The 18,703-nt window shown below is 68.6% G+C and carries 14 protein-coding genes and 1 pseudogene; 8 read left to right on the top strand and 7 right to left on the bottom strand.

Annotated elements, in window-relative coordinates; genetic code table 11:
• Positions 1 to 91 precede the first annotated feature (91 nt).
• The gene (locus tag IPM80_05490) at positions 92 to 817 is read right to left on the bottom strand and encodes a 16S rRNA (uracil(1498)-N(3))-methyltransferase (protein ID MBK8957883.1); all 726 of its coding nucleotides are present in this window, start codon (positions 815 to 817) and stop codon (positions 92 to 94) included.
• Between the two features lie 108 nt (positions 818 to 925).
• Here IPM80_05490 and IPM80_05495 point away from each other — a divergent pair, with 108 nt between their 5' ends.
• Positions 926 to 1,378 carry a TerB family tellurite resistance protein gene (locus IPM80_05495; GenBank protein ID MBK8957884.1) on the top strand — a complete coding sequence of 151 codons (453 nt, stop codon included), beginning with the start codon at positions 926 to 928 and terminating at the stop codon, positions 1,376 to 1,378.
• A gap of 114 nt (positions 1,379 to 1,492) precedes the next feature.
• On the opposite strand, the gene IPM80_05500 is transcribed toward IPM80_05495, so the two are convergent.
• A complete protein-coding gene (locus IPM80_05500; protein ID MBK8957885.1) occupies positions 1,493 to 1,975 on the bottom strand; it encodes an Rsd/AlgQ family anti-sigma factor in 483 nt (160 codons plus the stop codon).
• A 157-nt stretch (positions 1,976 to 2,132) separates the two neighbouring features.
• On the opposite strand from IPM80_05500, the gene IPM80_05505 reads away from it, so the two are divergent.
• Positions 2,133 to 6,698: a protein kinase gene (locus tag IPM80_05505; GenBank protein MBK8957886.1), complete on the top strand. Its 4,566-nt coding sequence runs from the start codon at positions 2,133 to 2,135 to the stop codon at positions 6,696 to 6,698.
• Positions 6,691 to 9,999 carry a UvrD-helicase domain-containing protein gene (locus tag IPM80_05510; protein ID MBK8957887.1) on the top strand — a complete coding sequence of 1,103 codons (3,309 nt, stop codon included), beginning with the start codon at positions 6,691 to 6,693 and terminating at the stop codon, positions 9,997 to 9,999. Before IPM80_05505 ends, IPM80_05510 begins: the two co-directional genes overlap by 8 nt.
• On the opposite strand, the gene IPM80_05515 is transcribed toward IPM80_05510, so the two are convergent.
• The 4 genes from IPM80_05515 to IPM80_05530 all read right to left on the bottom strand — a co-directional run bounded on the left by IPM80_05515 (position 9,897) and on the right by IPM80_05530 (position 14,145).
• Positions 9,897 to 10,625 carry a hypothetical protein gene (locus tag IPM80_05515; GenBank protein ID MBK8957888.1) on the bottom strand — a complete coding sequence of 243 codons (729 nt, stop codon included), beginning with the start codon at positions 10,623 to 10,625 and terminating at the stop codon, positions 9,897 to 9,899. The genes IPM80_05510 and IPM80_05515 overlap by 103 nt on opposite strands.
• Positions 10,626 to 10,727: 102 nt before the next feature.
• Positions 10,728 to 12,080: a response regulator gene (locus IPM80_05520; protein MBK8957889.1), complete on the bottom strand. Its 1,353-nt coding sequence runs from the start codon at positions 12,078 to 12,080 to the stop codon at positions 10,728 to 10,730.
• 148 nt (positions 12,081 to 12,228) lie between these two features.
• The gene (gene dksA / locus IPM80_05525; protein ID MBK8957890.1) at positions 12,229 to 13,251 is read right to left on the bottom strand and encodes an RNA polymerase-binding protein DksA; all 1,023 of its coding nucleotides are present in this window, start codon (positions 13,249 to 13,251) and stop codon (positions 12,229 to 12,231) included.
• 162 nt (positions 13,252 to 13,413) lie between these two features.
• Complete coding sequence (locus IPM80_05530) at positions 13,414 to 14,145, bottom strand: hypothetical protein (GenBank protein ID MBK8957891.1); 732 nt, start codon at positions 14,143 to 14,145, stop codon at positions 13,414 to 13,416.
• A 328-nt stretch (positions 14,146 to 14,473) separates the two neighbouring features.
• Here IPM80_05530 and IPM80_05535 point away from each other — a divergent pair, with 328 nt between their 5' ends.
• On the top strand, positions 14,474 to 14,800 hold the full coding sequence (locus tag IPM80_05535) for a c-type cytochrome (GenBank protein ID MBK8957892.1): 327 nt from the start codon (positions 14,474 to 14,476) through the stop codon (positions 14,798 to 14,800).
• Positions 14,801 to 14,842: 42 nt separating this feature from the next.
• Positions 14,843 to 15,196, top strand: a complete 354-nt coding sequence (locus IPM80_05540) for a cytochrome c (GenBank protein ID MBK8957893.1) — start codon at positions 14,843 to 14,845, stop codon at positions 15,194 to 15,196.
• Between the two features lie 57 nt (positions 15,197 to 15,253).
• Here the strand turns inward: IPM80_05540 and IPM80_05545 are convergent, their stop codons facing one another.
• Entirely contained in the window at positions 15,254 to 16,444 is a 1,191-nt protein-coding gene (locus IPM80_05545) for a CoA transferase (protein MBK8957894.1), read from the bottom strand.
• Positions 16,445 to 16,568: 124 nt separating this feature from the next.
• Between IPM80_05545 and IPM80_05550 the strand changes: the two genes are divergently transcribed.
• The 3 genes and pseudogenes from IPM80_05550 to IPM80_05560 all read left to right on the top strand — a co-directional run bounded on the left by IPM80_05550 (position 16,569) and on the right by IPM80_05560 (position 18,683).
• Positions 16,569 to 17,354 (top strand): DUF2780 domain-containing protein, encoded by a 786-nt coding sequence (locus IPM80_05550; GenBank protein MBK8957895.1) that lies wholly within the window; start codon positions 16,569 to 16,571, stop codon positions 17,352 to 17,354.
• A gap of 40 nt (positions 17,355 to 17,394) precedes the next feature.
• The gene (locus IPM80_05555; protein MBK8957896.1) at positions 17,395 to 17,688 is read left to right on the top strand and encodes a phenol hydroxylase; all 294 of its coding nucleotides are present in this window, start codon (positions 17,395 to 17,397) and stop codon (positions 17,686 to 17,688) included.
• Positions 17,678 to 18,683 (top strand): annotated as a pseudogene (locus IPM80_05560) (aromatic/alkene monooxygenase hydroxylase subunit beta). Before IPM80_05555 ends, IPM80_05560 begins: the two are co-directional and overlap by 11 nt.
• Positions 18,684 to 18,703 lie beyond the last annotated feature (20 nt).

Here is an 18,703-nt window from a genome sequence, read left to right on the forward strand (position 1 = left end):
CCCGTGAGTAAAAATTGGAAAAATGTGAGACAGGCCCGCTCAAGCGTCTAAAGTCCAAACGATTCGCGGCGCGTCCGATCGGCATGGGCGTCTAGCCCAGATCCCCCCAGCGCGTCTGCATGATGGTGAGCGCGCACAGCGCGGCGGTCTCGGTGCGCAGCACGCGCGGACCGAGACGCACGGGCACCACGCCGCCACGCGTCATCTCTGCGCGTTCATCGGCGCTGAACCCACCCTCCGGCCCGGCCACGATCGCGACGCCAGCGGCGGGCGCGGCCTGTTGCGCGAGGCTGTCGTGGGCGAACGGGTCGAGCATGTAGGCGCGCCCCGCCTGCGCGCCGGCCAGCCAGGCGCCAAGGCTCAGCACCGCGCCAATCGCCGGCACCACGGTGCGGCCGCTTTGTTCGGCGGCATGGCGCACCACACCGCGCCAGTGTTCGAGGCGCTTTTCCTCGCGCGCACTGTCGAGCCGCACCACGGTGCGGCTGCTGGTGATGGGCTGGATGTGGTGCACGCCGAGCTCGACGGCCTTCTGCAGGGTGTAATCCATGCGCTCGCCGCGCGAGATCGATTGCACCAGCGTCACCGCCAGCGGCGATTCGCCGATGCCGGCACGCCATGCGCCGATCATCGCGCGCACTTCGCCGCGCGTGACGGTCACCAGTTGTGCTTCGTATTCGCCCCCGCGGCCGTTGAACAGCGTCAGCTCGGCACCGCGTTCGAGACGCAGCACATCGCGCACGTGGTGGGCGGCGACGGCGGGCAGCACGCAGTCCTTGCCGCTTGCGAGTTCGATGTCGACATGGATGCGAGGCATGGCGCCATGCTAGCGGGCGACGCGCGTTTCTCCTACGGCCGCCGCGCTTGGGGGAAGGTCATGGCGCGGGCTACCATCGTCGCTCCAGTACAGCCGTAGCCATGAGCCATGTTTCGCAGCCTGAAAGCCCTGTTCGACGAAGGTCTCGCGCGCTTGAAAGACCCGGGCGCCGACATCGATCCCATGCCGCTCGCGGTGGCCGCGCTGCTGCTCGAAGTGGCGCGCGCCGATCACAGTGTCGATGACGAGGAACGGCGCGCGGTGCTCGGCGCCCTGGCGCGCTTTTGCGAACTCGAGGACGAGGACATCGATGCCCTGGTGACGACCGCCGCCGAAGCGGTGGATGCCTCGGTGTCGTTCTTTGATTTCACCCGCACCGCCAATGACAGGCTGTCACGCGAACAGAAGGTGGAGTTGCTGGAAATGCTGTGGCGGGTGGCGCAGGCCGATGGCCGCGTCGATCATTACGAGGAGTATTACATCCGCAAGCTGGCGGATCTTCTGTACCTCTCGCACAGTGATTTCATTCGCGCCAAGCTGAAGGCGGCGGGGGAGTTGTGAGAGCGGATGCAGGGCTGCATCCTGTAGGTGCGAATTCATTCTGCACACAGGCCCGGCGATGCGCTTCTGCGCGCCTTCGAATGTGCGAATGAATTCGCACCTACAGGGCAGCGCTTAGGCCGGATTTGGCGCCTTCGGGATCGGGAAATCGCCGCCGACCATGGCCAGGATCAATCGGTCTTCCAGTTCGATGCGCGAGGTCAGCTCCTCGCCCAGCAGTGACAGGTCGTCGGCCAGCTTGACGGTGGCGGCATCGGCGTCGGGACTGTCGTATTTCTCGGTGAACTCGACGGCGATGTCGGTCGAGCGCGCGATGCGCGGATAGATCTCGCGTGCGATGTCGAGCACCGCCTGGCGGCGTTCATTGCCTTCGGCGATGCGCTGGTAGAGGCCGAAATGGGCGGCGGCGATGTAATCGACCAGGATCTCCTGGAAGTCTTCCAGGGTCTGGCGCGTGGCATCGTCGAGCTTGGCGAGGTCGAGCTTGGACAACTCCCACAACAGCACCAGCATCTGCTGGCGTTCCTGCAGCATGTCTTCGATCAATTTGCGCGAGCGCGGGCGAGCGGCCTTGGCGGCATTCTTGGATTCGGGCATGAGATTATTCGTATTGATAAAAGCGCCCCTACTGTAACCCGAGGCCGAGGCAAAAGGCACGCAGGGCGAGCCTCGCCTATTTCGGGCAGAGCGGCTCTATAATCCGCCGATGGAGATCCCGGGATACGAGATCAAACGCCTCATCGGCCAAGGTGGGATGGCCACCGTTTATCTCGCCGAGCAGCGCTCACTGGGGCGCGAGGTGGTGCTCAAGATCCTCGATACCAGCACCGGGATCAGCGCCGAGACCGTCGAGCGTTTCCTCAACGAGGGGCGCATCATCGCCTCGCTCAATCACCCCCACATCATCACCATCTACGACATCGGCCAGGCCGGCGACCAGATCTTCATTTCGATGGAGTACGTCGAGGGCGGCGATTTGAAGGACCGCCTGCTGAGCAAGGTGTTCGCGCCGGTCGAGGCCATCGACATCGTCGAGAAAGTGGCGGCTGGTCTCGCCGCCGCGCACGAGAACGGCATCGTTCATCGCGATGTGAAGCCCGGCAACATCCTGTTCCGGCGTGACGGTACGCCGCTGCTCAGCGACTTCGGCATCGCCAAGCGCCTCACCAACGACTCCGATCTGACCTCGACCGGCATGTTCGTCGGCAGTCCCAATTACATGGCGCCCGAACAGTCCGAGTCCGGCCCCATCGACGGCCGCGCCGACATCTACTCGCTGGGCGTCATTCTCTACGAGATGCTGACCGGCGCGCGCGCCTACGTTGCCGATTCGGTCATCGATGTCATCCTCATGCACAAGAAGGCGGCGGTGCCCAAGCTGCCGGCCGGCCTCGAGCAGTACCAGGAACTGCTCAACCTGATGATGGCCAAGTCGCGCAAGGATCGTTTCCGCGACGCCCAGAGCCTGCAGCATTTCATTGCCCAGATGCGCCGTGCCGGGGTGGTGAAATCCAAGGCCGAAATGACCGCGCGGCCGGACTACGACATCACCGAGGAACGCTCGACCGAAGGCCTGGGCACCACCGCCACCCAACTCCCCATGACCGACAGACGCCGCCTGCGGCCGCTGCAATGGGTGCTGGTGAGCCTCCTGGTGTTGTGCGGCATCGGTTGGGGCGTGTTGCTGACCATCGAACAGCGCCTCGAACCGCCACCCGCGGCCGGCCGCCCGTCAGCGCCGCGTTGCCGGAGCGGCCGGCACCGAGCCGACGGCGGCGGCCGGCACGGCGCCGGGACAGGTGGCGCAGGCGCTGCTGTGGCTGGGGCGGCACAGCTTGAACGATCTGCGCCTGACCGAGCCCGCGCGCGACAACGCCTATTACTATTTCTCACGCATGCTGCAGCTCGATCCGAACAACGCCGAGGCGCAGGCCGGCATGCAGGATATCGCCGACCGCTTCGCCATGCTGGCCGAGCAAGCCATCGCCGAGGATCACTTCGAACAGGCGCGCAGCTATGTCGCGCTCGGACTGCAGGTGGACCCGGGCAATCACCGCCTGGCGGAAATGCGCGATATAGCGAGCGAGGCCAAGGTGGGGTTCTGGGATGCGCTGGCGAGCCTCATCCGGCGCGACAAGTGAGCACTCAGGACGCTGTGCGGGCGCCGCCGGCTGGTCGCCCGGCAGCATCTCCAGCAGGGAACGCGCCTGGTCGAGCTGGCGTTGATCCCAGGCGTCGATCAGCGCCTTCAGCGAGGCCGCCTTGTCGGCCTTGTCGCCATTCGCTGCGGTGGCGGCGTTCTCGGCCTCGGCGGGCGCTGCGCGCGGGGCGCTTGGCGGCGGCACGGCCGGCACGGCGGCGGGACTGTCGTGCTGCATCGCCGGCGTGGTGTTTGCCGTCGCCGGCGGCTGGGCAGCGGCGCCAAAAGCCGCGGCGCGCAATGCCTCGCGCTCGGCATCGGACACGGCCACGCCGGTGTCATCCACCAGCGCATTGTTTTCGAACACGTAGACCCGCGGCCCGGCATCGGTGCCGCGATACCAGGCCGGCGGCGTGCCGGACAGCTGGGTGGTGCCGGTGGCGGGATTGCGCCATTGGTACATGCGCGCGGCGGCCGGCGCGACGGCCAGGCAATAGCAACAAATCAACAATACGATGCGGCGCATGCACGACACCCCAGGACGGCGTCGGCGAGTATAACAGCGCACAGCGCGTGGCCCGTGTCGGTCGTTTGATGGCGGCCATGAGTCTGCACCTGCACCCATTCGACGCTCTCATGCAGGCCGCTGCCGGCATCGTGGTGCCCGATGGCGCGGCGCTGTCGGTGGTGAATCTCGCCCTCGATGAGGCCGCGCGCGCGGCCGGCTCAGCCGCATGGCGGCCGCCCGCCGTGCGCACGCTGGCCAGCGTGCTGGCCCAGCGCTTCGAACAGCAGCAGATGGCGGGGCGCGGCGCGGCGCTCGATTTCGTGCTGTCGCCCGAGCAGGAGCTGGCGCTGTGGTCGGCGCTGATTGCCGACGATGACGTGCTCGCGCTCGACACGCCGGACGCGGCGGCGCTGGCGGCGCGCGACGCGTGGCGCGCGTTGCATGCCTGGCGCCTGCCGTGGCCGCCGGCGCCGGCCCTCGTCAACGACGACGTCGCTGCCTTCCAGCGCTGGAGCAGCGCCTACCTCGAGCGCTGCCGCGAACTGCGCGTCACCGACCACGCGCGCCTGCTGTCGGCGGGCGGTGACGCGCTGCCGCCGGGCTTCGTCGCCCATGGCTTCCTGGCGCCGCCGCCGGCGGTGGCCACGCTGTTACCGCGCGAGCCGCGCGCGCCGGCGGCGGACCCCGCGCGTTTCGAAGCGCGCGCCTACGCCGACCGCGAGCAGGAGCTGTACGCGGCGTTGGCCTGGGCCGCCGCCGAGGAGGCGCAAGGCGGTGGCCGCGTGGTGGTGGCGCTCGACAGTCTGCGTGACGATGCGGAGCTGGTGTTGCGCTGTGTGCGCGACGTGTTCGGTGCGCGCGAGGCGGTGCACGTCGGCGTGCGCGCGTCGCTCGGCCGCGAGCCGCGCATCGAGACCGCGCTGGCGCTGCTCGAATTCGGCCAGCTCACGCGCTGGGACAAGCTCAGCGTTTTGCTGCGCAGTCCCAACCTCGGCGGCGCCAGCGAGGAACGCGCCGCGCGGGCGCGTGCCGACGCCGCCCTTCGGGCGCTCAATCGTTACGAGTTGCCGTTCAGCGTGGTGCGCGAACACCTGCGCCTGCCTGCCCACTCCTGTCCGCGGCTGTTGGCCATGCTCGAACAAGTGCTGGCCTTGCATGGCGCGCGGCCGCGTCGTCAGCCCTTGGTGCGCTGGCTGGAATATTTCGAGCGCGTGCTGGCGCTGGCGGCCTGGCCGGGCGAGGCGCCGCTCGACGGCGAGAGCCTGCGCGTACAGCGCGAGTGGGGCGAGGTTTGCGATCGTCTGCAAAGACTCGACGGCGTGTTGCCGGCCCATAACGCCGCCGAGGCACTGGCGCGTCTGCGCCGCTTGCTCAACGACAGCGCCGTGCGCGGCGCGCCGGCACGGCGCGGCGTATTCGTGGTCACGCCGCTCGAAGCCGCGCTCATCGCTCCGCGCGCGCTGTGGCTGGCGGGCTGCGAGTCGTCGGCCTTCGTCAGCGCTGCGCGACCTTTGTCGTGCCTGCCGCTGGCCACGCAAAGGGCGGCCGGCATGCCCGGCGCCGATGCCGGGCGCGACCTCGCGCGTGCGCGCCACCTGCTCGCGGCGCTGGCCGCCGGCGGCGGCGCGCGCATCGCCAGCTACCGCGCCGGCGACGGCGAATTGATCTACAGCCCGAGCCCCTTGCTGCCGGGCTTGCGCGCGGTGCCGGTGGTGGCGCCGAGCCGCTACGTACCAAGCGCCTGGCGCGCCGGCACCGCCGCCATCGAACAATTGCGCGATGAGCGGGGCCCGCCGCCGGTGGCCGCCGCGCGTGGCGGCACCGGCATGCTCGCGGCCCAGGCCGCCTGCCCGTTTCGCGCCTATGCGCAATACCGCCTCGCGGCACGCGCGCCCGACGAGCCGCGCCCCGGCCTGTCCGCCCTCGACAAGGGCAATGTCGTGCACGCTGCGCTGGCGCGCCTGTGGAGCGAGCTTGGCAGCCAGGCGCGGCTGCTCGCGCTGGGCGCCGAGGCCTTGTCCGATCTCGTCGCGTCGGCGGTCGCCGCGGCGCTGCCGGTATGGCCGGCGCTGACCGTGCTCGAACGCCGCGTGCTCGAGGTCGAGCGTCAGCGCCTGCAGGCGCTGCTCTTGCGCTGGTTGGAGGAAGAGCGCAAGCGCGCGCCGTTCACGGTGATGGCTGTCGAGCAGCCGCGCGAGGTGACGCTGGCGGGACTCGCCTTGCGGGTGCGTCTCGATCGACTCGACCGCCTCGACGACGGTCGCGAAATCGTCATCGACTACAAGACCGGCAAATGTTCGCGCGCCGACTGGCAGCCGCCGCGCATGAATGAACCGCAGTTGCCGTTCTACGCGGTGGCCGGCGACGCCGCGCGGGTGCGCGCCATCGCCTACGGCCAGGTCGACAGCGCCAGGCCCGCATGGCACATGAGCGACGACGAAGACGACGCGCAGTGGGCCGCGCGCTGCCAGGCGTGGGCCGCCGATCTCGAGCTGCTGGCGGACGAGATCGCGGCCGGCGTGGCGCGCGTCGACCCCAAGCGCGGCGGCCAGACCTGCCGCTACTGCGCGTTCGACATGTTGTGCCGGGTGCGCGATTCGATGCCGCTGGGCGCTGAAGACGATGACGAGGACGGCGGCACCTCGGCGCCGGGCGGTGACGGCGATGCGTGATGATGATGACGCCGCCGCGCGCCGTGCGGCGCTCGACATCGCTCGCTCGTTCGTGGTGCAGGCGCCGGCCGGTTCGGGCAAGACCACGCTCCTGACCCAGCGTTTGCTGCGCTTGCTGGCGAGCGTGCGCCAGCCCGAGCAGGTGCTGGCCATCACCTTCACGCGCAAGGCCGCCGAGGAAATGCGCGCGCGCATCATCGCCGCCCTCGATCTCGCCTGCGGGCCGCGCCCCGACGACCCGTTCCGCGCCGCCGTCCACGACGACGCCAGTGCGGTGCTGGCCCACGACCATGAACGCGGCTGGGATCTCCGCGCGCAGCCGTCACGGCTGCGCATCATGACCATCGATGCGCTGTGCCAGAGCATCGTGCGCCAGGCGCCGATCAGCGCACGCCTCGCCAGCGCCCAGGGCGTCGAGGAAGACGCCACGCGCCTGTACCGCGAGGCGGCGCGCGAAACGGTCGAGAGCATTGCCGACGATGCCGAGTGGAGCGCCGCGATCGCGCAGCTCCTTGCGCACTTCGATAACGATTGGCACAAGCTCGAATCGCTGCTGGCCGAGATGCTGGCGCGTCGCGACCAGTGGCTGCGCGTGCTGCACCGGGGCGCCGAATTCCAGGCCCTTGAGGTCGGCTTCGCGCGCGTGGTGGCGAACGATCTGCGTCGCGCGCGGCGCCTGCTGGGCCGCGCCGACATCGCCCTCGACGAACTGCTGGCCGGCGCCGACGGCGCGGCGCGCCATCTTGCCGCGGTCGATGACGGCGAACGTGCCATCGTCGAACTGGCGGGCCTCGCCGCGCTGCCCGGCGCCACGCTGGACGACCTGCCGAGCTGGCAGGCGCTGGCGCGACTGCTGCTGACCAAGGACGGCGAGTGGCGGCGCGCGCTCAACAAGAACCAGGGCTTTCCGAGTGGCAAGGCGTTCGCCGCCGCCAAGCAGTCGATGCTGGACATCATCGCCGCGCTGCGCGAAGTGCTTTCGCTGGATACCGCCTTGCGGCGCGTGCTGGAACTGCCGCGACAGATGTTCGTGGCCGGCGAGAGCGAGGTGATCAGCGCGCTGCTGGCCGCGCTCAAGCTCGCCGCGGCGCTGTTCGACGTGCAGGGCCGGCGCAGCGGCCGTGTCGACTTCACCAGCTTCGCGCTGGCCGCCGAGCAGGCGCTGGGCGCGCCCGAGCAGCCCACCGATCTGGCGCTCATGCTCGACTACCGCCTGCAGCATTTGCTGGTCGACGAAGTGCAGGACACCTCGTTTACCCAGTACAAGCTGATCGAAGCCCTGACCGCCGGCTGGGAACAGGGCGACGGCCGCAGCCTGTTCATGGTCGGCGATCCGATGCAGTCGATCTATCGCTTCCGCCAGGCCGACGTGCGCCTGTTCACCAATTTGCTGCGCGGCGACGCGCTCGGCGGGCTTGAGCTCGAATGCCTGCGCCTGTCGGCCAACTTCCGCGCGCAGGCCGCGCTGGTCGAATGGATCAACGACGTCATGCCGGTGGCCTGCGCCAGCGTGCCACTGTTCGAGGTGCCGTTCGTGCTGCAGTCGGCCGTCAAGCCGGCGCTGGCCTCGGTGTGGCAGGTGCACGCCATGTCCGACGGCGACGCCGCGCGCGAAGCCGCCGAAGTCGTGGCGCGGGTCGAGGCCATTCGCGCCGCGGCGCCGCACGCCAGCATCGCCATCCTGGTGCGCAGCCGCAGTCATCTCGGCCGCGTGACGGCCGAGCTCGTGGCGCGCGGCCATGCCATCGCCGCGCGCGAGATCGAAGCGCTGGGCGAACTGCCGTGCATCGTCGATCTGCTGGCCCTGACCCGCGCGCTGCTGCACGAGGCCGACGCCATCGCGTGGCTGGCCGTGCTGCGCGCGCCGTGGTGCGGCATCACGCTCGCGACCTTGCAGCATCTGACCGCACGCCACGGCACGCTGCTCGAAGCGCTCGAGGACCGCGCGTGGTGCGCCGCGCTGCCGGACGACGAGTCGCGGCGCCTCGAGCGCGTCGGCGGCGTGCTGGCGGCGGCGCTGGCGCGGGTCGGACGTGAGCCGCTGGCGAGCCTGGTCGAACGCTGCTGGGTGGCGCTGGGCGGGCCGGCCTTGCTCGATGGCGAAGCGCGCTTCGCCGATGTCAGGAGCTATCTCGATTTGCTCGAAGCGCTGCATCGTGAGGATGCGCCGCTGGCCGTCGAGCGTCTCACCGAGCAACTGTCGACGCGTTATTCGAGCCCGCCGGCGGCGGCCGACAGCCGCCTGCAGGTGATGACCATCCACCGCGCCAAGGGCCTCGAGTTCGACTACGTGCTGGTGCCGGGCTGCGGGCGCAAGCCGCGCGCCGACGACCGGCCGCTGTTGGCGTGGCGGGAACATCATGACGAGGACAACTCGGCGCACCTGCTGCTCGCGCCGTCCCCCGCCAAGGGCGGCAGCCCATGGTTCGCCTACCTGCGCGAGCGCGACAAGGAAGACGTGGCCGCCGAAGCGGTGCGCCTGTTGTACGTGGCCTTGACCCGCGCCCGCTGCGAAGTGCACCTGCTCGGGCAGCTGACGGCCAAGGACGACGCGCCGGCGAAACCGGCCAAGGGCTCATTCTTCGCGATGCTGTGGCCCGCCATCGGCGCGGCCGCCGTGGCCACGCTGGCGCCGTCGGTAAGCGCGGACGCGGCACCGCTGGCCGCGCGGGACGGCCCGCAGTTGCGCCGCCATGTGCCCGGCAGCCTCGCCTCGCCGCGCTTCGAGGCGCCGCTGGCCGGCAGTGAGCCGCCGCTGGAATTCGACTGGGCCGGCACCACCGCCAAGCACATCGGCACGGTGGCCCATCGTCTGCTGCAGGACCTGTCGCTGCGTGGCGCCGGGGGCGCCTGGACGCCGGCGCTGGCGGTGTTCGCGCGCGGGCAGCTGCGCGCGCTCGGCGTGGCGAGCGATGAACTGGACGGCGCGGTGGGTGAGATCGCACGCGCGGTCGAGGCGACCCTCGGCAGTGCGCGCGGTCGCTGGCTGTTCGCCGCCGACCAGGCAGAGGTCGAAACCGAACTCTGCCTGGCGGTGGTCGAGCATGGCGGCGCGGCACGCGTCGTCATCGACCGCACCTTCGTCGATGGCGAAGGGCGGCGCTGGATCGTCGACTTCAAGACCGGCAGCCATCGCGGCGGCGCGCGCGAGGCTTATCTCGATTCAGAACTCACGCGCTACCGGCCGCAGCTCGAACGCTACGCACGCATCATGGCCAGCCTCGATGCGCGGCCGATCATGCTCGGCCTGTATTTCCCCTTGCTCGACGGCTGGCGCGAGTGGCCGGCTTCCAGCGCCTGAGCGCAGCGCTCGCGCAGCCGCGCCAGCAGCGCGCCCAACATCGGCGTCGCGAACAGGAACACCGAGCCGGGCAAGGGCACCGGGCGCAGCTCGCCTTCGAGTCGCACGTTGTCGAGGCGCAGGGTGCCGGTGATGGCGGTGGCGCCGCTGCCGGCCAGGTTCAACACCAGCTCGCGCGCGTCGGAGACCAGCGCCAGCGGGATGTCGAAACCGTGGAAACTGCCGGTGACCGCGCCGCTGGCCAAGGTCGTGCCGGCATGGCTCAAGGTCCAGCCGTTCGGACCACTGGCCGAGCCGCGAATGTCGAAATGCAGAAGGTCGAGCGCCAGCCGCCGCGCGCCGCTCTGTTCGATGACGAGATGCAGTTGGTTGCTGCCGGTGAAACCGCTGGCCGACAGCGCGCGACCGGGATTGCCGGCGAGGTCGCCGAGGCGCCCGAGATCGTCGCTCCAGGCCGCACTCGCGAGGCCCGCGGCGAGCGTGCCGGGCGCGGCGTCGAACACACCGGCGGCATCGTCGAAGCTGAACGCCACCAGCGTGCTGGCATGCACGGCGGCGGGCATGGGGGCGAGACACAGGCAGGAAAGAAAACCGGCGCGCAGGCGCCGAGCGTGAAGGATATCCATATCCAAACTCCCTTTGATGAATGCAACGCCGTCCTGGCGTTGTACGCTGGATTGTAGAACGGCGACCGCGCGAGATCGAGACGCCGGCCGCGGGCAGCAAGCCTAGTGCGGGTCTTCGAGCTTGAGCGGCAGGGCGGCCGGACCGGTTTCGACCTGGTGGATGAGTTCCGACTGCCGCTTGGCGCCGGTCTTGATGAAGATGTGCTTGAGATGGGTGCGCGCGGTGTTGACCGCGATGCCGATGACATGCGCGGCCTCTTCGAGGCTGTGGCCGCTGGCGAGTGCCTGCACCAACACGATTTCGGCGCGCGTGAGCCCGTAGATCTGCTGCAGCACCTGGGCCGACAGTGGCCGGTAGCCGGGTGATTCGAACACCAGCAGCGCGACCGTCACGTTACCGTCGGCCGGCACCGGCGTGGCCACCAGGATCACGCGGCGATCGTCTTCGGCGCGGATGGTGCAGATCTCGCTCGTGACTTCGTCGGGCGCCTGCTGCTGACCGCGCGCCGCCGCGCGCTGCACCACGCCGCACAGGCTGGCGTGGTCATGGTCGCTGGTCGCGCGCAGATGGCCGCGCGTCACTGACACCGTGGCGTGAGATTTCAGGATCTCGTCGGCCATCTGGTTGATGTAGAGCAGCTTCAACTGCTTGTCGACCAGCACCATCGCCATCGGCAGCTGATCGAACACGAAGCGCAGTGCATTGCTGGCCTGCGACAGCGCGGCGAGGCTTGCGCGGGTGGTCGACTCGCTCATGCGCAGCGCGACGCCGAAACACTGGCCGCGGGCGTCGGTGAGCGGCTTCAGGGTGTCGTTGCCGCTGGTGTCGTCGGCCAGCACCGCCTGTTCGGCATTGAGTTTGAAGGTGCGACGCACCACCGCGCTGGCATCGTTGGCGTTCAACTCGTACAGCGTCATGAGAATGTTGGCCAGCGGTTGGCCGACCAGCGCGTCACGCGTCCAGCCGGTCAGGCGCTCGGCATGACGATTGACGAAAGTGATGCGGGCATCGCGATCGGCGGTGATGATCGCTTCCTGATCCTTGCCCTCGCGGTTGCCGGCCTCGTCGTGCTGACGCGCTTCTTCCTGCTTGTGCAGGGCGAGGTTGATGGTGGTCAGCAGATCCTTGGTGGTGAACGGCTTGTTGATGAAGCCGGCGGGCTGGGTGGCGCGCGCTCTATCGAGCAGATCGCGGTCGGCGTAGGCCGACACGTAAACCACCGGGATGTCGTACTGGGTGCGGATGCGGTGTGCGGCTTCGATGCCGTCTATGCCATCGCCGAGACGGATGTCCATCAGGATCAGATCGGGACGCAGTTCGCGCGCGCGCTCTATCGCCTCGTTGCCGTCTTTGGCGATGCCGACCACGTCGTAGCCGAGCCCGCGCAGGCGCATGCGCAGGGCGCCCGCGACCGCGCGCTGATCTTCGACGACAAGTATGTTTGCTCCCGCCACGTTCGCTGTTACCGCCGCTGCTGTCCAGCCGACTGACGAAGTGTCACGCGGATACATCGTCACTCGACCGTACTATACCGCATCCTGCTCGTTGCACCATGGCCGCGACCGCGGGCGAATTTTCGGCGCGACGGGCGTCGCGACGAACTCAACGATCGTCGCGAAACTGCTTCTGGAAGAGCTCGCGACGTTCCTGCGCGTCGACCGTGAGCGTGGCTATCGGACGCGCCTCGAGGCGCGCGAGGCCGATGTCTTCGCCGGTCTCTTCGCAAAACCCGTAGCTGCCGTCTTCGATGCGCTTGATGGCGTCGTCGATCTTCTTGAGCAGCTTGCGGTAACGATCGCGCGTGCGCAATTCGAGGATGTTGTCCGACTCGCGGCTGGCGCGTTCGGCTTCGTCGCCGACGTCGCGGATCTCGGAACGCAGATGATCGAGGGTTTCCTGTGACTCGGTGATCAACTCGTCGCGCCAGTTGCGCAGCTTGTTGCGGAAGTACAGGAGCTGCATGGGGTTCATGTACTCCTCATCCTTGCTCGGCACGTAGCCGGCGGGCAGCTTCACTTCGTCGAGATTGATCATGCGCGGGCGCGCGGCGGCTTGCGCCGGCTCATGCGTCGGGGCTTTGGCTATCGCGGTCGCGGCGCGGGCTACCTGGGCGGGCGGGGTATGGGTTTCGCTGGCTTTCTTGCGCACGCTGGTCTCTTTGACAGGGGTAACTTTCTTGGCGGCCTTGGCCGGCGCCGGTGCCGCGGCGGGAGTGGGCACGGCGACAGGCTTGGTGGCTGCCGCCTTCGGCGGTTCGGGCTTCTTCATAACGGGCTTCGGAGCAGCGGTCTTGGGCGCAGGCGTCTTGGCCGGCGCGGCTTTCGGCGGCGCGGCCTTGGTCACTGCGGGCTTGGCTTTGGCAGCGGGCTTGGGCGCCGCCTTGGCGACGACCTTCTTCGCTGCTGGTTTGGCTGTGGGCTTGGGGGCGGCCTTCTTGGCCGGCGCCTTCTTGGCCGGTGCTTTTTTCGCGACAGCCTTCTTGGCCGGTGCTTTCTTGGCCGCCGCCTTGGCGGGCGCGGCCTTCTTGCCTGGTTTCGACGCGGGCGTCTTCTTCTTTACCGGGGCACGTGGGCTTGCCTTCTGCTTGGCGGAAGATTTCTTCTTTGCATTGGCCACGTTAACCACCTCTTGTGCGTGTCGCGCGCATTGCTTCGAGCGTCACGTATCACGTTTCCCGGCAAGACAGGTCATAAAACCGGGGCGCAACATTAATCATTTTCACCGGTCAGCGCAATGCTGCGCAGGGGCGTCGACAGGCGTCGTCCGCCGCGCCGGATCAGGCCGCGATCAGGGCCGACTCCAATCGTCGAGTTCCATCACCAGCGAGCCCGCTTGGAGACCCTTGGCGCTGGTCTGTTCGTGGCGTTCCATGCGCACCAGGCCGACACCCGGCGCATACCACTCACGCGTCGTCACTTCGATGTGCGTGGCGCCGACGCCGTTGCCGAGATCGCTGTCGGCCTGGCCCTGGCCTTCGAGCAGCAGGCAGCGCTCGAAGTCGCCGGCCGGCGTGGTGACGGCCGCGTCCAGCGCCGCGACGCGGAAGCGCATCGCCAGCGGCACCTGCACGCGGAACAGCGTCTCCCACGGCGCCGCCGAGCTCTCCAGCACTGTGGTGGCGCTGCGGCCCTGCCACTCTTGCGCAAGCGCCGGATGCAGCGGCATGACCATTTGTGGTTGGTCGTCGTCGGCGGCGCGCGGACCACGGCTGCGCTCGACGCCGACGCGCCACGTGCCGTCGTCGTTGATGCGGTAAAGAAAACGTTGGCCGTCGAGCGTCGCGCGCACACGCAGATCGGCCGGCTGATTGGCGAGCGGGTCCAGCACCGACAAGGCGTGACGCAGTTCGCGGCGGCCATCCATGGTGGTGCGCTCGACGCGATACTGCCAGCGGCTGCCGGGCTCGAGCGGGAAATAGCTGTCATCATGCCTGCCCTGGCCACACGCCGCGACGCCCAGCACCAACAGCAACAGACACAGGCGCGCGACGGCGCAGCGATGGATGGCAATGATCGACATGACCAGCCATGGTAAAGGAAAGCACGCGTGGCCCGCACCGTCGATGCGAATGCGCCTCAGCTTCCACTCGGCAGGCGGGTCTAGTAGTATTCGCGCGTTCGCGCGGACTGCCCTCGTGGCCACGCGCGGATGGCGGCCGCGGGTATGGGGTACCCGCTGGCGTCGAGATGGGCGGTGTCGTGGGGTGACTCGAGTGCCGGCGACGGCCGCCGCCCCACGCTGTCATAGCGGCGCGCCACGCGCCGGTCAGATGAAACAACACAAGACTGTCACGGTGCGCCGTGATGGCTACCGTCGCTGGCGTCGGCGCCGGCAGAAGGGGAACCTGATGAATTTGCGAAAGAGCTCGGTCTTCACCGCCGTCCTGCTGCTGGCCGGCTCCGCCAGCGCATTTGCCGATGGCGATGCGGCGGCGGGACGCAAGAAGGCGGAAACCTGCCTGGGCTGCCATGCCGTGCCGGGCTATTTCAATGTATATCCCAGCTATCACGTGCCGATGCTGGGCGGACAGAGTGGCAAGTACATCGAGTCCGCGCTCAAGCAATACCGCGATGGCGGCCGTCAGCACGACACCATGCATGCGAACGCGGCCAACCTGAGCGATCAGGACATGGCCGACATCGGCGCTTACATCGAAAGCTACCGCAACAAGTAGTCGGTCAATAAGGTCGCCGGAGTACCACGCATGAACACCAAAATGATTTTCTCTTTCGTCTGTGCGCTCGGCCTGGCCGCGTTCACCAGCCTCGCCAGCGCCGAACAAGCGGCCGCCCCCGCCGGCAACGGCATGAGCTTCGACGACAAGCTCAAGGCCTGTGCCGCCTGCCATGGCGAGAAGGGTGACAAGCCGCTGGCGCCCGACTACCCGGTGCTGGCCGGTCAACACGCCGACTACATCGTGCAGTCCTTGAAGAACTATCGCGACGGGCGCCGCAATCACCCGATCATGGGCATGCAGGTCAAGGCGCTCGGCCTCACCGACGAAGACATGGTCAAGCTTGGCCAGCACTTCGCGGGCCAGACCGGCCTGAAGACGCTCGATATCAAGTAATCCGGCAGGATTTTTTGTGGGTCCGACTTCAGTCGGACCCACAATCATTTCTGCCTCTCACGCGCTCCTGACCACTCCTGCCTGGGCCAAGGCCGCGCGCTCGTCCGTCGTCACACCCAATTCCTCCAACAACGCCTGCGTATCCTCGCCGAGGCGCGGCGCGCCGCGGCGTATGTCGCCAGGCGTGACCGAGAAGCGCGCCGCCGGCCGCGCCTGGCGCAGCGCGCCAGCCTGCGGGTGTTCGTAAACCTGCAGCAGATCGTTGGCCAGCACCTGCGGGTGTTGAATCATCTGGTTGCGCGTCAACACCGGCGCGCAAGGCACGCCTTCCGCTTCGAGGCGCGCCAGCCAGTATTCGGCGCTGTGGCTACGCAGTCGTTCCTGGATGAGCGCGAGCCGCGCGTCGATATTGCGATCGCGCAGGGCCGGCGTGGCGAAGCGCGGATCGTCCAGCCACGCGGGCGTGTCCAGGGCGCGGGTGAGTGCGCGCCATTCCTTGTCCGACATCACCGCCACGCTGATATGGCCGCTGGCGGTGTCGTAGATGAGATCGATGAAACTCGCCGCCGCCTGCTGCGGAATGTCGGCGCCGACCAGTGTCTGGCTGCCCATGTCGGACTGCCACAGGAAAGCGACAATCGCGTCGAGCATCGACAAGCGCACATGCTGGCCGGGCGCGCCGCGGCTGCGCGCGAGCAGCGCGGCGGTGATGGCCTGCGCCGCCATCAGGGCGCTGACCTTGTCCGGCACGATGGTGCGCACCAGGCGCGGCCGCGCTTCGTCCGAGCCGGCCTGCACGGTGGCGAGTCCCGACAGCGCCTGGATCAAGGGGTCGTAGACCGGTCGCGACGCGTAGGGGCCATCGAAGCCGAAGCCGGCGATGGACACGTACACGATGTCCGGGCGCGCCGCACGCACCACCGCTTCACCCAGGCCCATGCGTTCGATGACGCCGGGCCGGAAATTCTGCACGAACACATCCGCGCCGCGCGCCAGTTCCAGCAGCAGCGCCACGCCGCGCGGGTCTTTCAGATCGAGCGCCAGTGAACGCTTGTTACGGTTGTTGTTGAGAAAGGCGGCCGAGAAGTCACCGCGCCGGTTGCCGGCGCGACGCACGTAATCACCGCCGTCGGGATTTTCGACCTTGATGACTTCCGCGCCTTGGTCGGCCAGCATCATGGTCGCGAGCGGGCCGGAGATCATCGACGTCAGGTCGATGACACGAATACCGTGCAGGGGACCGGGCATGTGGCAATTCTCCGCTGCGGCTGAAGGGTTCGATGGCCGGCGTCGCGTGTTGTCCGCCGTGGCTATCATCCCGGCTAGGGATGGGCCATCATCGCCGATCATTGCCATCGAGAAGGAGTTCGTCATGTCGCATCGTTCCATTCGCCGCATCATGCTCGCGGCCGTCGTCGCCGCGTTGCCCGCCATCGCCGAGGCCGGCGCCTTGACCGACATCCTGGTGGCCAAGCTCGGTGTCACCCAGCCGCAGGCCGACGGCGGCGCCGGCTCGATATTCAAACTCGCGCGCGCACAGATGACGCCCGAGAACTTCCAGAAGTTGAACGCGGTGGTGCCGGGCATGAGCGCCTATCTCGGCGCCGCGCCGGCCTTCCTGCCGGGCGAACAGGCGTCGGCGAACATGACTCCGGGAGGTGGGCTCGGCCAGGGCGCCGCCCTCGCCGGTGCGGCGGGCGCGGGCACCTCGGTCGGCGCGCTGGCGGCAGCGGCCGGTGGTCGTTCGACGGCCGGCACCTTGGCGGCGGCCGCCGCCGGTGGTGCTCCCGCCGGCAGCCTCGCGGCGGCGGCGGGCGGTGGTTCGACGACGGGCGCGCTGGCGGCGGCTGCGCTCGGTCAGCCGGTGTCGCCGACCGACGCGCTCAAGGGCGCGGCGCGCGACAAGCTGGCGGCTTCCGTGGGCGGTGCGGTACCGGGCGCGCAGGGCGGACTCGCCGGCGGCGCGGCCGGCGCCTTGCTCGCGGGCACCGCGGTGGGCGACAAGCTGCAGGCCGTCCAGGCGCTGGCGCCGGCCTTCTCTCAGCTCGGCATGAACCAGGGCTCGGTCGCGCAATTCCTGCCGATCGTGGTCGGCTACGTGAAGTCGGTCGGCGGCAAGTCGTCGTCGAAGCTGTTGACCCACGCGCTGGGGCTATAGCGCGACCATGCAACGCTGACGAGATGCGCGGGGGAGGCGCATGACGATGGCGCAAGTGACACCGATGCAAGCCGGGCCCGGCGCGCGCGCCGACACGCCGCGCCATTACGTGCGCGTGACACGCGCCAATCATCGCGGCTACACCGAGTTCCAGTTCTCCATCGGCGACCCGACGCTGTACCTCGAAATGACACTGCCGCCGGCGGCCTTCGCCGAATTCTGCGCGCGTCACGACGCGGTGCACTTGACGCCGGCCGAAGCGCGCGCGGTCGATGCCGCGACGCGACGCTGGCAGGCGCACGACCAACACGAGGGGCAAAGCCGTGTCGATTGATCTCAAGACCACTCACGTCGAGCCGCTGCGCCGCACCTTCGATCACATCGCCGACAAGCTCGGCGGCGACAAGCCCGCCACGCGCTACCAGGAAGCGGTGTGGGGCCTGCAGCCAACGCTGAATTTCCACTACCGCCCGACCTGGGACCAAAGCCACGCGCTGTACGACCCGCGCCGCACCGCCGTGGTGATGAAGGACTTCGACGATCTCGTCGACCCGCGCCAGTACTACTACGGCACCTGGACCATACAGCGCGGCCGGCAACAGGATTCCCAGGAACGCAATTTCGACTTCGTCGAGAAGCGCGGTCTGCTGGCGGCGCTGACGCCGCAATGGCGCGAGCGCATCACGCGTTTCGTGCTGCCCATGCGCCATGTCGCGTGGGCGGCCAACACCAACAATTCCTATATCTGCGCCTACGGCCACGGCGGCCCGCTGACCTCGGCGGCCGGCATGCACATGATGGATGAACTCGGTGTTGCGCAGTACCTGTCGCGCGCCGGCCTGATGCTGGGCGACAACTCCCCGACCTTGCTCGACGTCGCCAAGGCGGCGTGGATGAGCGACGTGATGTGGCAGCCGCTGCGGCGCGTGGTCGAGAACACCATGGTGACGCGCGACTGGTTCGAACTGTTCGTGGCGCAGAACCTCGTCATCGATGGCCTGGTGCATCCGCTGGTGTTCGAGCGTTTCGACGCGCGCCTCATCCAGCAAGGGGGCGCGGTGTTCTCCGATGCTGTCGGAATTCATGGTCGACTGGTACGCCGAATCGAGTCGCTGGGTGGATGCGGTGCTGAAGACCGCCGCCGCCGAAGCGGCCGACAATCGCACCTTGCTGCAGGGCTGGACCTCGCGCTGGCTGCGCGACGTCGCCGAGGCCTTGCTGCCGCTCGCGGACTACGCCTTCGACGGCGACGGTGCGGCCGAGGTGGCCGCGCTCGACAGCGCCTTGCGTGCGCGCGTCGCGCGTCTCGGCCTTACCCTCGAGGCTTGAACCATGGCCGACAAAGTCTT

It is taken from the genome of Pseudomonadota bacterium (assembly GCA_016719885.1).
Taxonomy (GTDB): domain Bacteria; phylum Pseudomonadota; class Gammaproteobacteria.

Bases quoted from the DNA above. Each gene is read 5' to 3' on its own strand.
- IPM80_05490 (MBK8957883.1), bottom strand. From the start codon at position 817: ATGCCTCGCATCCATGTCGACATCGAACTCGCAAGCGGCAAGGACTGC.
- IPM80_05495 (MBK8957884.1), top strand. From the start codon at position 926: ATGTTTCGCAGCCTGAAAGCCCTGTTCGACGAAGGTCTCGCGCGCTTG.
- IPM80_05500 (MBK8957885.1), bottom strand. From the start codon at position 1,975: ATGCCCGAATCCAAGAATGCCGCCAAGGCCGCTCGCCCGCGCTCGCGC.
- IPM80_05505 (MBK8957886.1), top strand. From the start codon at position 2,133: ATGGCCACCGTTTATCTCGCCGAGCAGCGCTCACTGGGGCGCGAGGTG.
- IPM80_05510 (MBK8957887.1), top strand. From the start codon at position 6,691: ATGCGTGATGATGATGACGCCGCCGCGCGCCGTGCGGCGCTCGACATC.
- IPM80_05515 (MBK8957888.1), bottom strand. From the start codon at position 10,625: ATGGATATCCTTCACGCTCGGCGCCTGCGCGCCGGTTTTCTTTCCTGC.
- IPM80_05530 (MBK8957891.1), bottom strand. From the start codon at position 14,145: ATGTCGATCATTGCCATCCATCGCTGCGCCGTCGCGCGCCTGTGTCTG.
- IPM80_05535 (MBK8957892.1), top strand. From the start codon at position 14,474: ATGAATTTGCGAAAGAGCTCGGTCTTCACCGCCGTCCTGCTGCTGGCC.
- IPM80_05540 (MBK8957893.1), top strand. From the start codon at position 14,843: ATGATTTTCTCTTTCGTCTGTGCGCTCGGCCTGGCCGCGTTCACCAGC.
- IPM80_05545 (MBK8957894.1), bottom strand. From the start codon at position 16,444: ATGCCCGGTCCCCTGCACGGTATTCGTGTCATCGACCTGACGTCGATG.
- IPM80_05550 (MBK8957895.1), top strand. From the start codon at position 16,569: ATGTCGCATCGTTCCATTCGCCGCATCATGCTCGCGGCCGTCGTCGCC.
- IPM80_05555 (MBK8957896.1), top strand. From the start codon at position 17,395: ATGACGATGGCGCAAGTGACACCGATGCAAGCCGGGCCCGGCGCGCGC.